This window comes from Streptomyces sp. RLB3-17 (assembly GCF_007113425.2).
GTDB lineage: Bacteria > Actinomycetota > Actinomycetes > Streptomycetales > Streptomycetaceae > Streptomyces > Streptomyces mirabilis_D.
Genome location: NZ_CP041610.2, coordinates 4,218,018 through 4,231,789, shown reverse-complemented (window position 1 = coordinate 4,231,789; position 13,772 = coordinate 4,218,018). Strand labels below are relative to the sequence as shown.

The following is a 13,772-nucleotide window of genomic DNA, read 5'->3' as shown; positions in this document are numbered from 1 at the left end:
ATGACGGGGCATGGCAGGACCCGGAACGGCTTGTATTGACGTTCATTGATGCAACCTTGCGTCTTGTATCGAAGAACGTCAACATAGAGGCATGTCGAAACAAGAGCTTGAGGTGCTCGGCCAGGACGCGGACGGCGCCTGCTGCCAGGGACTGGTCTCCGCCCCGCTGGCCGAGGACCAGGCCGTCGAACTGGCGAAGGCGTTCAAGGCGCTGGGTGACCCGGTCCGGCTGCGGCTGCTCTCGATGATCGCTTCGCGGGAGGGCGGCGAGGTGTGCGTGTGCGAGCTGACGCCCGCGTTCGAGCTGTCGCAACCGACGATCTCCCACCATCTCAAGCTGCTCCGGCAGGCCGGACTCATCGACTGCGAGCGTCGTGGGACCTGGGTCTACTACTGGGTGCTGCCCGGCGTGCTGGACCGGCTGGGCGCGTTCCTGGCCACTCCTGAGCCCGTTGGGGTGACCGCGTGAGCGCTTCGCTCGGCCGGCGTGCGGTGGCCGAGCTGGTCGGGACGGCCGCGCTGGTCGCGGTGGTGGTCGGCTCGGGCATCCAGGCGACGGAGCTGTCACGGGACGTCGGCGTGCAGTTGCTCGCGAACTCGCTCGCCACCGTCTTCGGCCTGGCCGTGCTGATCACGTTGTTCGGGCCGGTGTCGGGGGCCCACTTCAATCCGGCCGTCACCCTGGCCGCCTGGTTCACGGGGCGCAGGAGCGGCGACGGAATGACCGCACGCGAAGCAGCCGTGTACGTCCCCGCCCAGACCCTGGGTGCGATCGGCGGTGCGGTGCTGGCCGATGCGATGTTCGCCGAACCGTTGGTGAAGTGGTCCACGCACGACCGCACCGCCGGCCATCTGTGGCTGGGCGAGATCGTGGCAACCGCCGGGCTCGTCCTGCTGATCTTCGGCCTGACCCGGACGGATCGCGCCCACCTCGCCTCAGCTGGGGTGGCGTCCTACATCGGGGCCGCGTACTGGTTCACGTCCTCCACGTCGTTCGCGAACCCGGCGGTGACGGTCGGCCGGGCCTTCACCGACACGTTCGCGGGGATCGCCCCGGCTTCCGTCGCCCCGTTCATCGCCGCGCAACTGGTCGGTGCCGCCGTCGGCCTGGGCCTGCTGGCGGTGGTGTTCGGCCGACCGGCGCCCGCCGAGACAGACGTCGTCGTCCCTCACGGTGAGCCCGAACTCGCCCCGTCCGCTTCCTGAGCCCACCTCCTCCCCAGAAAGACGGCTGCCATGAGCACTGCCACCCCGCGCCCGTCCGTGCTGTTCGTCTGTGTCCACAACGCCGGGCGTTCCCAGATGGCCGCCGCGTTCCTCACGCACTTCGCGGGCGATCGGGTCGAAGTCCGCTCGGCGGGCTCCACCCCTGCCGACACGGTCAACCCGGCGGTCGTCGACGCGATGAAGGAAGTCGGCATCGACATCTCCGCCGAGACTCCGAAGGTGCTGACTGTCGAAGCGGTGCAGGCGTCCGACGTCGTGATCACCATGGGGTGCGGCGACACGTGCCCGGTCTTCCCCGGGAAGCGGTACCTGGATTGGCGGCTCGACGATCCGGCCGGGCAGGGAGTCGACGCGGTCCGCCCGATCCGAGACGAGATCGAGCGGCGCATCCGCGGCCTGGTGGCCGAACTGGCCGGCTGATCGAGAGGGGAGCGACTCGCGGTCGGCGGCAAGGGCCGTCGTGCCCATGCCCAAGGCCTCTTCCATCTCCCCGGTGCGTGCGGCGACGACTCGTGGTTCTCATCGGGAAGGCAGGATTCCACCATGCGCTGCGACGTCTGCGATCACGAGATGGTGAAGTGGGATCGTCCGCCGTCGCGGTGGCGTCGCGAGCTCTGGGTCTGCACATGGTGCTATGCGGTGACCCAGATCGGGACTCCGGACCATGAGATCAGCCGCCCCGGACACTGCCCCTGGGGAATCCGGTGGGAAGCGGCGTGGACGGACATGCTGCCGGATGCCGGCCGGCACGCGTATGGCTACTTCCACAAGACGCTCTGCGGGATCGAGAAGCCGGACATGACGGGCTCCCAGTTCGGCATGTGGGGCGGTGGTCACCGCGATGAATGCCCTGACTGCACGGCCGCGGCCCTTGCCATCGACGCGCGGTGGCCCGAGGAACGACGTGACGGCTTCCGAGTGGACGTCCCAGCGGCACCTCGGCCCCGGCCCGAGGACGATCCCGGTTACGTCCGGCCGGTGGACGAACTCGGCCGGCCGGACATCCGGCTACCGCAGACGCTGACGAGCCCGAAGACGCGCGTCCTTGCGGCTCGTCCCCCCGCGGATGCACACCCCGAGGACGGATTCCGTCGGATCGGCGAAGGCCCTGCTGCGGTGCGCCTTCCGGCCTTCTGGGCCGGGCACGGAATCGGCCCCTACCGGCCGTACGACGAGCAAGGGCGCACTTTCGCATGGTTTCAGGCCTATCCCCTTGAGATGGTTCCGCCCTTGGACGAAGAGTCCTTCGTCGGCGACTTCGCCTGGTTCGGCGACATCGGTGATCCGCTTGACCACCGCACGGCCGTGACGGATCCGATCGCGTCTGATCTGGCGAGAGACGGCCTCTCGCTCCCCGCGGACTTCTTGGCATTGATCACCCGAGCCAACCTGCACCGATGCCTCGACCGCGAGGGCGGCGGTGCCTGGACCGATGTGACCGGCCCGCTCCCCAGCCCCGTCGACCCGGCCGATCGCATGGTGCTGTTCTTTCGCGATCAGCAGAGCTGCATCATGTGGTACCTCTACCTGCACCACAGCGGGCAGGCCGCTGTCGTCTGCTCCGACCGGGATTTCACCGTGGAGCCAGGCCTCAGGTACGGACCCGACGGCGAGATCGTCCTGCCGCGCCGAGAGATCTTCTGGACCGCGCCGAGCGTCGAGATTTTCGCGTACCGGTTCCTGGCCGAGGCGAGACTCACACTCGCGATCCACGAGAAGCAGCGGGCCGGCGAGCTCGATCCGGAGCTCCTCGCCTATCTCGCGCACTACGTGCCCAGTTCCTCGTCCGAGGGCTGTGGCAGGATGCCTCGATGATCTCCGGCTCACGCATACCAGCAGTCGTTCCGGCGGGGCAGATGGCCCGGATGGACCAGCCGGTGCTCGGCCTTCCAAGCGGCCTGGAGCTGCGTCCCTGGCGTCTCTCCGACGCCGACGTCTTGGTGGCCGCCAGTCGGGATCCCGGGGTTCGCCAGTGGAATCGCCTGCTGGTGGAGACGCCAGAAGACGCCCGCCGCAGGATTGAACGCATGCACGAGCGGTGGCGGGCCGAGCTGAGTGCGATCTGGGCCATCGCGCGACCGGAGGGCGAGGCCGTGGGACTGATCGGGTGGGGCGACATCGACCTCGGCGCCGGCAGCGCCGAGATCGTCTACTGGATCCTCCCCGCGGCGCGCGGGGGCGGTGTGGTGGTCGAGGCCACGAAGCGCGTCAGCGAGTGGGCCCTGAACGACCTTGGCCTGCATCGCCTGCGGCTGTGTCACTCGGTGTCCAACCCGGCATCCTGCCGTGTGGCGGACAAGGCCGGATACTCCCTCGAAGGCACCATGCGCAGCGCGCTGCTCCACGCGGACGGATGGCATGACGAGCATCTGCATGCCCTCGTCCAGGGCGATGTCTGATCGTCCGGCAAGACGGTCAGGCAGCGGCGGTGAGGGGGTGTCCACCCCCAGATGGACACCAGCATCCAGATCGGCCCGACGGGCAGGAAGCTTCTGCCGCTGACGGTCGAGAACGCTGGTCCGACGCCGGCTTCGAGTAGTCACGCGCACTGATGTGAGGGAGGAGGTGGCTGCCGCGCCGGCTGCGGTCGGAGCTTCGCGTCCTCGTCCGTCGGCACCGGCAGTGTCCTCCCGGACACCGTTGCCCGGGTTGGTCACCACGGCGAGGATCCGCCTCATCGCCATCGCGACTCCTTGTGTGCTGCGGAGTTGGCCACGGGCTCGGTGTTCAGGCCTGCTCGGTGGGGCGTACGAGCAGCTCGGCGACGGCCACGTGCCGGGGGCGGGTGACGATGTAGCCGACGGTGTCGGCGATGTCCTGGCTCTGCAGCCGCTCGATGTCGCCCAGGGCGGCGACGATGTGCTGCTGGATGACGTCGGGGTTGTGCGTACGCAGTTCGGTGTCGACGCTGCCCGGCTCGATGACGGACACGCGGACGTGCTGGCGTGCCAGTTCCTGACGCAGTGCCTCGCTGAAGGCACCGACGCCGAACTTGGTGGCGCTGTACACGGCGGACATGGCGTAGGCGTTGCGGCCGGCGAGCGAGCCGATGTTGACGATGTCGGCGACCTGACGCGGCTCCTCGGCGGCGGCCTTGACCAGGTGGGGGACGGCTGCGTGGGCGGTGTACATCAGGCCCATGAGGTTGATGTCGATCATGCGCTGCCAGTCGTTCAGGTCCGCGCTGGGGGCGGGGCCGAGCAGCATGAGGCCGGCGTTGTTGACCAGCGTGTCCAGACGGCCCAGGCCCTCGACGGTCCGCTCGACCGCTTCCGCGGCGGCCTGCGCGGTGGTGATGTCGGCGGGCACGACCAGGGCCTTGCCGCCGGCGCCGGTGATTTCCGCGGCGAGGTCGGTGAGCCGGTCCTCGCGCCGACCGACCAGGGCCACGGAGGCGCCCTCGCGAGCAAGCTCCAACGCGGTGGCGTGGCCGATGCCGCTGGACGCTCCGGTGACCAGGGCGACGGTTCCTTCAAGACGACGATTCATGGGTTCAAGCCTTTCGATGAACGGCCACGCCGCTGCGGGCCGTGCGGGACAGAAGGAGGACGGCCGTGTGGGTGGGGCCGTACGGGGGCAGAGGCCGCTCGCAGCAGGGCCGAGGGCACAATGGGGAAGTGAGCAGCACTGGGCAGAAGACCACCGACAGCACGAGTCGAGAGACCAGGACCGAGGGAGAACTACCGCCTCGCGAACGCCTGGTCCGGGCCGCGTCGCGGCTGTTCTACTACGAGGGTGTCCGTGCGATCGGCGTCGAGCGGCTGATCGCCGAGGCCGGGGTGACGAAGGCGACCTTCTACCGCCACTTCGCCTCCAAGGACGACCTGGTCGTGGCCTACCTGCTGACCAAGGACGCCTATTACAAGGAGGTGGCCGAACCACTGGCCGCCGGGCACCCGCCCGCCGAGGCGATCGACCTGATCTTCGAGGCCGTCGCCGAGCACGCCCGCGAGCGCGGATTTCGCGGCTCGCCGTTCATGAACGCGGCCGCCGAGTACCCGGACGCAGGCCATCCGGTACGCGGCCTGGTGACGTCCCACCGGAACTGGATCCGCACCCTCTTCCAGGATCTGCTCACCCGGCTCGGCCACGCCGACCCGGAGTCGGCCGCCGGTGCGCTGCTGATGCTGTACGACGGCGCGATGGCCGCCGGCTACCTGGACGACTCGACGGCGGCCCACAAGACCCTGCTGAACGCGGTCCGGCTCATCCGATCGGACGGCTGATCCCAGTGGGGCCGCACGAAGCAGTGGCCCTCTGCGGGGCCCCGGCCAGGCCGGGGCACGGGTTGCTTTCATGGAACTCTTTGATCTCTCTTCGACGTGCACCAGAGCCCACCGGCAGTTCTCCGCATGGAGGCAGCCCTGCCGGGAAGGCCGAGAGGCCATCCCCCCGGGGGGGTAGGAAGACCGGTCGTTCTCCCTGTCGACGGTAGCCCCCTCGGCGTTCGCGCGCCACTGGTCGGCCCCATTTGTGGCGTCCCTCACCGGTCCGCAACAGCGGTGCCCAAGGTGCCTCGGACATGGGCTCAGTGGTGCCTCGGACTTCCGCTCAGCGCTGGACTTCCACTCACTGGTGGAGTGGGTCCGAGTCCGGTACGGGCCTTTCTGCTGGCCCTGCGCTGTTGCGGAGGGGAGCGGCCCGGCGTTGGAATCAAGTGTGAGGCACTTTGGCGGCGCCGAGTCCGCCGGCCGCCCCGCTCCCGGGACGGGGTCCGGCCGGAAAGGGCTCAAGAACGACGCCCTGGGCATGTTCTCCTCGGTGGCCATGGGCCTGGCCTCGACCGGTCCGGCGTTCAGCATGGCCGCCACGCTGGGCCTCATCGTGGCCGGGGTCGGACTGCAGGCCCCGATCGTCACCATGCTGGCGTTCATCCCGATGCTGCTGGTCGCGTACGCCTTCCGGGAGCTGAACGCGAGCAACGCCGACTGCGGGACCACCTTCACTTGGGCCACCCGCACCTTCGGACCGCGCACCGGCTGGATGGGCGGCTGGGGCCTCATCGTCGCCAACATCATCGTCATGGCGAGCCTCGCCGAGGTCGCCGCCGCCTACGGCTTCCGGCTGGTGGGCCTGGACGGACTGGCGGAGAACCGGCTGTGGACCACCGTGGCGGGCATCGCCTGGATCGTCGTGCTGACCGCGATCTGCTACGTCGGCATCGAGTTCTCGGCGGCTGTCCAGCGCTGGCTGCTGTGCCTGGAAGTGGTGATGCTGGTCCTGTTCGCCGTCGCCGCGCTGGTCAAGGTCTACACCGACCCTCCCCCGACGGCGATCCACGTTTCCGCCTCCTGGTTCAACCCGTTCGAGGTGCCCTCGGCAACGGCGCTGACCTCGGGCATCCTCGCGGGGGTCTTCATCTACTGGGGGTGGGACACCGCGTTCGCGGTCAACGAGGAAACCGTCGACAGCAGGTGTGTCCCCGGGCGCGCCGCGGTCATGTCCACCGTGCTGCTCGTGATCATGTACGGGCTGGTGTCCACTTCGGCGCAGGCGTTCGCGGGAGTCGGCACCTCGGGCATCGGGCTCGGCAACACGCGCAACGAGAACGACGTGTTCTCCGGACTGGGCGCGGCCGTGTTCGGGAGCGACGAGACGGGGCTGTTCCTGTCGAGACTGCTGATCCTGATGGTGCTGACCTCGGCGTTGGCCTCCGCGGAGACCACCATCCTGCCCCTGGCCAGGACCGTCTTCTCCATGGCGGTCCACAAGGCCGTCCCCGCCCGGTTCGCCCGGGTCCACCGCAGGTTCCTCACCCCGACCTGGGGAACCGTCGGCATGGGCGTGGTGTCGATCGCCGTGCTGGTCCTGCTGGCGTCGTTCAGCCATAACGTCCTGGCCGACTCGATCGACGCAGTCGGTCTCGCGATCGCGTTCCAGTACGGTCTGACCGGCTTCGCCTGCGTCTGGTACCACCGCAAGGTCCTCACCCGCAGCGCCAGAGACCTGCTCTTCAAGGGTGTGTTCCCTGGGCTCGGCGGGCTGATCATGCTCCTGTTGTTCCTCTACGCCGCCTTCGTCGTCTACGCGGACCCCGGATACGGCATGACCAGCGTCGACCTGCCGCTGATCGGGAGGACGGGCGGGGTCACCGTCCTGGGCCTGGGCGCCCTGCTGCTCGGTCTCCTGCTGATGCCGCTGGTCACCCGTGGCCATGCCGTGGCCCTCAAGCTCCAGCGGAGCCTGCTCCCGGGCCGCCTGCCGCCGCACGCCGCCGTGGACGCGGCGAGCCGTTACCTGCCCGCCGACAGCGGGTCCGGGGTGGGCGGCGACTGGTACGACCTCATCCCCCTGTCGGGCACCCGGGTCGGCCTGGTCGTCGGGGACGTGCTCGGTCACGGCCTGCGCGCCGCGGCCACCATGGGCCGCTTGCGCACGGGGGTGCGCGTGCTGGCCCGGCTGGACCTGAGCCCGGACGAGCTCCTGTCCCGTCTGGACGACCTGGTCGAGCAGACCGCGCACGAGCGCGGGGCCGGCCAGGGACCGGGCCACCTGAGGCCGCAGGCCGACGAGGCCCTGGGCGTGACCTGCCTGTACGCGGTGTACGACCCCGTCTCGGGGAAGTGCAGTCTGGCGCGGGCCGGGGAGTCGGTACTGGTGGTCGTCGAGCCGCACACGGGTGTTGTCGACCATCCGGAGCTGCCCCCCGGACCGCCGCTGGGAATCGGTGGCCTGCCCTACCAGAGCACGGATCTGGAGCTTCCGCCGGGCAGTCTCGTCGCCCTCTTCACGGGTGGCCTCCTCCAGGCGGCCGACAGCCGTGCCGCAGGACTCGCGCAGCTGTCCCAGGTCCTCGCCGACTGCGGAGCGTCTCTGGAAGAGCTGTGCGACCGGGCGGTGACCACCCTGCTGCCCGGGGCCGTGGACGAGGACGCGACGCTGCTGGTCGCCCGCACACGCCTGCTCGACCGGAACCAGTTCACCCAGTGGGAGCTGCCCCCGGACCCGGCGGCGGTGGCCACCATCCGCACCGCCGTCGGCAAGCAGCTCCGCGACTGGGGGCTGGACGACCTGACGTTCGCCAGCGAGCTCATCGTCAGCGAACTGGTCACCAACGCCATCCGCTACGTCGGCGGCCCGATCCAGGTACGCCTGATCCGCGACCGGACCCTGATCTGCGAAGTCTCCGACACCGGCCACACCACGCCCAATCTGCGGCACGCCGCGAACGACGACGAGGGAGGCCGGGGGCTGTTCATCATCGCGCAGATGACCCACCACTGGGGCACGCGCTACACACCCACCGGCAAGACGATCTGGACCGAGCAGGACCTGCCGCCGGCGGACGGCCCGTAGCACTCGACCGCATGTAGTACCCGGGGTCCTACAGGACCCCGGGTACCTCGTCCCACGTGCTGATGGCGGACTACGTGGTGATGCTGACGGCGGACTACGTACTGATGGCCGACTACTTGCTGACGGCGAAGCGCATCAGGGCGTGCTCGTCACCCTGCTTGATCTTCCCGGTCACGTTGATGACCTCGAGCTTCCAGTTGCCGTCGACCCGAACGGCCTTGGCCACGGCGCACCCGTTGTCCTGGGTGAGCAGGCTCGGCCAGATGTCGGCGACCTGCTGAGTGGTGCCGCCGGTCGCGTCGTACACCTTGAAGCTGATGTTGCGGGCCTTCTGGAAGGAGCTGCCCTTCTTGAAGGCCGCGGCGATGAACACGATCGACGTGATGTTGGGCGGTATGCGGGCGAACTCGACCGTCAACGTCTCGTCGTCGCCCTCCCCGCGCCCGGTCTGGTTGTCACCGCTGTGGACCAGGGAGCCGTTGCCCATGGGGTCGAGCGAGTCGAGGCCCGCCAGGCGCACCGGGTCCATGCCCTGCAGCGCGATGGCGATCAGGTCCAGGTCGGTGCCGGTTTTGCGGCGGAGTACGCCCATCACTCCACCGCTGCTGCCCGCGGTGGGATCCCAGGACACTCCGATGGACAGATGGGTGACTCCGTCCAGATCCGCCGGGCCGTCTTCTTTGGTGAGCGTAATCATGCGTGGATCATCCTCTTGGAGGCGGGACTGCGACAGGCAAAGTGTGCATGGAGCTTGCGGTGGTTCCTCGGCAGGGGTCCCTTCATAAGCGGACAAGGGGATACATGAGGCACTGATCGCCGACTAGAGTCGTGTGATCACTGCTGGTTGTGGGGCCGGGGCGGTGCGGTGGCAGGGCGCCGAAGTTCCGGGGGAGGGCCTGTAGAGCATGAGTCGTCGCTCCAGTGGGTTGGTCGGTATCTGGGCTGAGGCACAGCGTCAGCAGCAGCGCCAGTTGGCGGCGCAGTCCAGACAGCAGCGGGATCAGGAGCGACAAGAGCGCGCCTTCCAGAGGGAGTTGGCGCGCGGCCGACAGGAACAGCGGGCGGCCTACCGACAGCAGCGGGAGGCCGAGGCGCGGCGGCGTACCGAGGAGTTGGAGTCCCGGGTCGCCTCCTTGCAGGGCCTGCTGGCCGCCGGATGCCGGGCGCCCGCGTTCCGGGCCGCCATGCTCACCCGTTCCCAGCGGGTCGAGCCCTTCGCTCCGGGGCCGCTGGCGCATCCGACGCCCATGCCTGATCCGAACCACTACCAGGCCCAGGGCGGTTGGGGGCTCGGCGCCGGCCGGCGTGCCCAGGCGCAGGCGGACGCGCGGGCCCGCTTCGAGCGTGACCGGGAGGCCGCGCAGGCGGCGGAAGCCCGTCGGCAGCAGCAACTGGCCGCCTACCAGCGGGAGTACCAGCGGCGGGCCGAGGCCCAGCAGGCGGAGGTCGGCCGGCACAACGCCGCCGTGTCCGAGATGACGGCGGGGCTGCGCGACGGCGACCCCGACGCCACGGTGGAGTACTTCTCCGCGGCCCTCTACGCCTCCTCCGCATGGCCCGAGGACCTGCCCCGGCAGGTTTCCGCGGCCTACGACCCGGCCGCGCGCCAGCTGGTGCTGAACTGGGAGCTGCCCAGGTACGGCGTCGTCCCCGAGGTGAAGTCGGTGCGGTACATGCCCACCGCGGACCAGGACAAGGAGACGCCGCGGTCGGCGGCGCAGAGCCGTGCCCTGTACAGGGACGTACTGGCGCAGTGCGTTCTCCTGGTGCTGCACGCGCTCTTCGCGGCGGACGAGTTCGGGGTGCTGGAGTCGGTGGCGCTGAACGGGTTCGTGGACGATCACGATCCGGCGACCGGCAGGGAGGCGCGGATCTTCCTCGCCACCGTCATGGCTCCGCGTTCCGTCTTCGCGCGACTGCGGCTGGAGCAGGTCAACGCCGTCGACTGTCTGGTGGACGGGCTCCGGGGGCAGTTGTCGGCACGCCCCGACCAGCGCGCGGCGGTACGTCCGGGCCGCCACCCCGAGGACATCGGCAACGGCGTCGTCACCCACGGGGGTGCGCGGGGGGCGAACCCGGACGGGGCGGACCTGAACGCGCCGGACCTGGACGAGCCGGATCTGTACGAGATGGATCCGATCGCCTTCGAGGCGCTGGTCGCGGAGCTGTTCCGCGCGATGGGCATGCGGGCGGTGACGACCCAGCGTTCGAACGACGGCGGTGTGGACGTCGACGCGATGGATCCGACCCCGATCCGCGGCGGCAAGATCGTCGTCCAGGTGAAGCGCTACCGCAACACCGTGCCTCCGACCGCCGTCCGGGACCTGTTCGGCACGGTCCAGGACGCGGGCGCCAACAAGGGGGTTCTCGTCACGACCTCCGGCTTCGGTCCTGGATCGCACGCCTTCGCCAGCGGCAAGCCCCTGGAACTCGTGGCGGGCGGCGAACTCGTCGACCTGCTGCACCGCCACGGGCTGCGCGGGCGGCTCGGAAACGCCGGCCGCCCGCTTCCCGCTTCCCGCACGCCGGACGCGGTGGACGAGAGGGAAGGCGGGGACGAGGGGGACCAGAGGGACGGCGGGGACGACTGGAACAGGCTCGGCATGTTCTGGACCGGCCAGGTCGCCCTGGACGTGTGCGCGCTCGTCTGCCACGGCAACCGGGCCCTGAGCGACGACCACTTCGTCTTCTTCAACAATCCCCGGACCCCCGACGGCACGGTCCGCGCGCTCGCCGCCACCGCACCGGACAAGGCGGCCATCCGGGTGTCGTTCGACGCCCTGCCGGAGCGGGCCGACCGACTCGTGCTCGTCGCGGCGGTCGACCCGGAGGCCAACCCCGGAGCCGATCTGTCCGGCTTCACCGAGGCGGGCATCCGGCTGCTGGACCGATCGGGGACCGAGCTCGGCCGACTCGACGTGTCCGACGGCCGCGCCCACGAGACCGCGCTGGTCCTCGGGTCCTTCCGCCGTCGTACGGGCGGCGACTGGGACTTCGTGGTCGGCGGCAAGGGGTATACGGGCGGCCTGGAAGAGCTCATCAGGGAGTACGGCATCGAAGTGGACTGACCCCCCGACTGTTTCCGGACCGGGCACGACGGCGCGACCGCCAGGAGTTTCGACGGGAGCGCAACCGGCCTCAGGAGCGTGCATCCAGATGGTGCCCTGAGGCGTCTACGTCGGTATGGATCTGGAAAAGTCGCCTGCTGAGCGACCCGCAGTACCGGCCGAGGGGTGCCTCACGGTCGCGATCCGCCTGCCCGTGCGGATCGTCGTCCTCGTGCTCGTCGTGCCGGTGCGCATGCTGTGGGACGCCCTGGTGGTCGGCGGAAGGTTTCTGCGGGACACCGTGCTGCGCCCCGTGGGGCGGGTGCTCCAGTGGGTGGCGTGGGCGGTGTTCGTCTGGCCGTGGGTGACGCTGTGGCGGTACGCCGTGGTGCCGGTCGGCAAGGCGCTGGCGTGGCTCGGGTACGTGTCGCTCGTGGTGCCCGCCGTGTGGATGTACGAGACGGTGCTCACGCCGGTCGGACACGCGATCGCCTGGGTGGCGCGGGGCGTCGGCGCCGGGTTCGCCTGGGTCCTACGAGGTCTCGGCGCCGGGTTCGCCTGGGTGCTCCGCGGCATCGGCGCCGTACTCGCCTGGGTGTACGCCCGCGTGCTGACCCCCGTCGGGCGGGCCGTCGCCTGGCTGCTCAGGGGCCTGGGGATCGGGTTCGGGGCGGTCGCGCTCGGGGTGTACCGGGTCGTGGCCTGGCTGGTCCGCCATCTGATCGTCGTACCGGCGCTGTGGTTGTACGAGTGGATCCTCGCGCCCGTCGGACGGGCGATCGCGTGGGCGGCGCGCGGACTCGGGTGGCTCGTACGGATGATCTTCACCGGGATCGGCGCCGCGCTCTACTGGACCCTGCGCGTCCTGCTCGTGCTGCCCGCGCTCGCCCTGTGGCGCTGGGTGCTCGTGCCGGTCGGGCGGGTCCTCGCCGTCGTCGCGCGGGAGGTCGGGGACGCGCTCGGACACGCCTGGCGGGTGGCCGGACACCTTTCGCTCGCCGTCGGCCGGTTCCTCGGACGACTCTTCCGGTGGATCTTCGTGGAGCCCGTGCGCTGGGTGTACCGCAGCGTGCTGACGCCGGTCGGACACCTCGTCCGGGACACGGTCCTGCGGCCCGCCGCCGAGGCCGCGCGTGGCGTGGGCCGTGTGACACGGCAGGCCCTGGCCGCCGCCCGCGAGTCGGCGCGGCAGACCCGCGCGGACATCCGCCGCATGCTCTTCGGTACGCCCCGGGAGCCCGAGCGGGTGCCCCTGGCGAAGGACCGGCGGGAACCTGGAGCCGTCGGGACACGTACTCTAGGTAGCAGTACGACCGCTCTCACGAAGGACTGAACGACACTGGGCAAGCGACAGCCCGAAGGCCCGCCGCCCGCACCCGCGGTGCAGCGCATCCGACTGCGCTACACCAAGCGCGGCCGCCTCCGGTTCACCAGCCACCGTGACTTCCAGCGCGCCTTCGAGCGTGCGTTGCGCCGTGCCGAGGTGCCGATGGCGTACTCGGCGGGGTTCACACCGCATCCGAAGGTGTCGTACGCCAATGCCGCACCCACCGGCACAGGCAGCGAGGCGGAGTACCTGGAGATCGCGCTCACCCAGACGCGTGACCCACAAAAGCTGCGTGAGCTCCTCGACGAGTCGATGCCCGTGGGGCTCGACATCATCGAGGCGGTCGAGGCCCGCACCTCGGGTCTCGCCGACCGGCTCACCGCGTCCGTGTGGGAGCTGCGCCTCGACGGCGTGGCGCCCGAGGACGCGGAGCGCGCGGTCGACGCCTTCAAGTCGGCCGACACGGTGGAAGTCCAGCGCAGGACCAAGAACGGGATGCGCACCTTCGACGCCCGCGGTGCCGTGGCGAGCCTCGAGGCGCACAGTCCGCAGGCTGATAGGCCGACCGACCAGCCCTGTGCGATACTGCGCCTGGTTGTTCGGCACGTGACGCCTGCCGTACGACCCGACGACGTCCTGTCCGGTCTTCGCGCCGTGGCCGACCTGGCGCCGCCGGTCGCCGCAGCGGTGACCAGGCTGGCGCAGGGGCTGTTCGATGAAGAGACCGGCACGGTGACCGACCCGCTCGCGCCCGACCGCGAGGCAGTCATGGCCGCCCCAGCCGATCGCACAGGGGCCACCGAAACTGCCGCCGCGAAGGCGTCGGCGTAAGGAAGGTCCCGCGTAAGGACGGACGTCGTAGCGCCGCCCTCGGA

General features: G+C 70.1%; 12 protein-coding genes. 10 read left to right on the top strand and 2 right to left on the bottom strand.

Going from position 1 to position 13,772, the window contains the following annotated elements; genetic code table 11:
• Positions 1–91 precede the first annotated feature (91 nt).
• The 5 genes from FNV62_RS19460 to FNV62_RS19440 all read left to right on the top strand — a co-directional run bounded on the left by FNV62_RS19460 (position 92) and on the right by FNV62_RS19440 (position 3,626).
• A complete protein-coding gene (locus tag FNV62_RS19460; protein ID WP_097284706.1) occupies positions 92–469 on the top strand; it encodes an ArsR/SmtB family transcription factor in 378 nt (125 codons plus the stop codon).
• Positions 466–1,206 (top strand): aquaporin, encoded by a 741-nt coding sequence (locus FNV62_RS19455; protein ID WP_143655002.1) that lies wholly within the window; start codon positions 466–468, stop codon positions 1,204–1,206. Before FNV62_RS19460 ends, FNV62_RS19455 begins: the two co-directional genes overlap by 4 nt.
• 30 nt (positions 1,207–1,236) lie before the next feature.
• On the top strand, positions 1,237–1,647 hold the full coding sequence (locus FNV62_RS19450) for an arsenate reductase ArsC (protein WP_060898519.1): 411 nt from the start codon (positions 1,237–1,239) through the stop codon (positions 1,645–1,647).
• A gap of 123 nt (positions 1,648–1,770) precedes the next feature.
• Positions 1,771–3,042 carry a hypothetical protein gene (locus FNV62_RS19445; protein WP_143655001.1) on the top strand — a complete coding sequence of 424 codons (1,272 nt, stop codon included), beginning with the start codon at positions 1,771–1,773 and terminating at the stop codon, positions 3,040–3,042.
• 50 nt (positions 3,043–3,092) lie between these two features.
• Positions 3,093–3,626, top strand: coding sequence for a GNAT family N-acetyltransferase (locus tag FNV62_RS19440; protein WP_225900298.1), 534 nt, complete (start codon positions 3,093–3,095; stop codon positions 3,624–3,626).
• A gap of 328 nt (positions 3,627–3,954) precedes the next feature.
• Here the strand turns inward: FNV62_RS19440 and FNV62_RS19435 are convergent, their stop codons facing one another.
• Entirely contained in the window at positions 3,955–4,716 is a 762-nt protein-coding gene (locus FNV62_RS19435; RefSeq protein ID WP_143654999.1) for an SDR family NAD(P)-dependent oxidoreductase, read from the bottom strand.
• Between the two features lie 128 nt (positions 4,717–4,844).
• On the opposite strand from FNV62_RS19435, the gene FNV62_RS19430 reads away from it, so the two are divergent.
• Both FNV62_RS19430 and FNV62_RS19425 read left to right on the top strand, forming a co-directional pair.
• Positions 4,845–5,453, top strand: coding sequence for a TetR/AcrR family transcriptional regulator (locus FNV62_RS19430; RefSeq protein WP_143601618.1), 609 nt, complete (start codon positions 4,845–4,847; stop codon positions 5,451–5,453).
• 433 nt (positions 5,454–5,886) lie between these two features.
• A complete protein-coding gene (locus FNV62_RS19425) occupies positions 5,887–8,523 on the top strand; it encodes an amino acid permease (RefSeq protein ID WP_164331704.1) in 2,637 nt (878 codons plus the stop codon).
• 112 nt (positions 8,524–8,635) lie between these two features.
• Here the strand turns inward: FNV62_RS19425 and FNV62_RS19420 are convergent, their stop codons facing one another.
• Positions 8,636–9,220 carry a TerD family protein gene (locus FNV62_RS19420; RefSeq protein ID WP_054231923.1) on the bottom strand — a complete coding sequence of 195 codons (585 nt, stop codon included), beginning with the start codon at positions 9,218–9,220 and terminating at the stop codon, positions 8,636–8,638.
• A gap of 208 nt (positions 9,221–9,428) precedes the next feature.
• Here FNV62_RS19420 and FNV62_RS19415 point away from each other — a divergent pair, with 208 nt between their 5' ends.
• The 3 genes from FNV62_RS19415 (at position 9,429) to FNV62_RS19405 (ending at position 13,728) form a co-directional block, all read left to right on the top strand.
• Positions 9,429–11,591 carry a restriction endonuclease gene (locus FNV62_RS19415; RefSeq protein ID WP_205522254.1) on the top strand — a complete coding sequence of 721 codons (2,163 nt, stop codon included), beginning with the start codon at positions 9,429–9,431 and terminating at the stop codon, positions 11,589–11,591.
• Between the two features lie 115 nt (positions 11,592–11,706).
• Positions 11,707–12,903 (top strand): hypothetical protein, encoded by a 1,197-nt coding sequence (locus FNV62_RS19410; RefSeq protein ID WP_143608057.1) that lies wholly within the window; start codon positions 11,707–11,709, stop codon positions 12,901–12,903.
• A gap of 48 nt (positions 12,904–12,951) precedes the next feature.
• On the top strand, positions 12,952–13,728 hold the full coding sequence (locus FNV62_RS19405) for a TIGR03936 family radical SAM-associated protein (RefSeq protein WP_143601616.1): 777 nt from the start codon (positions 12,952–12,954) through the stop codon (positions 13,726–13,728).
• Positions 13,729–13,772: the final 44 nt, after the last annotated feature.

Coding starts and splice junctions, on each gene's coding strand:
- FNV62_RS19460 (WP_097284706.1), top strand. CDS start 92: ATGTCGAAACAAGAGCTTGAGGTGCTCGGCCAGGACGCGGACGGCGCC.
- FNV62_RS19450 (WP_060898519.1), top strand. CDS start 1,237: ATGAGCACTGCCACCCCGCGCCCGTCCGTGCTGTTCGTCTGTGTCCAC.
- FNV62_RS19445 (WP_143655001.1), top strand. CDS start 1,771: ATGCGCTGCGACGTCTGCGATCACGAGATGGTGAAGTGGGATCGTCCG.
- FNV62_RS19440 (WP_225900298.1), top strand. CDS start 3,093: ATGGACCAGCCGGTGCTCGGCCTTCCAAGCGGCCTGGAGCTGCGTCCC.
- FNV62_RS19435 (WP_143654999.1), bottom strand. CDS start 4,716: ATGAATCGTCGTCTTGAAGGAACCGTCGCCCTGGTCACCGGAGCGTCC.
- FNV62_RS19420 (WP_054231923.1), bottom strand. CDS start 9,220: ATGATTACGCTCACCAAAGAAGACGGCCCGGCGGATCTGGACGGAGTC.
- FNV62_RS19415 (WP_205522254.1), top strand. CDS start 9,429: ATGAGTCGTCGCTCCAGTGGGTTGGTCGGTATCTGGGCTGAGGCACAG.
- FNV62_RS19410 (WP_143608057.1), top strand. CDS start 11,707: ATGGATCTGGAAAAGTCGCCTGCTGAGCGACCCGCAGTACCGGCCGAG.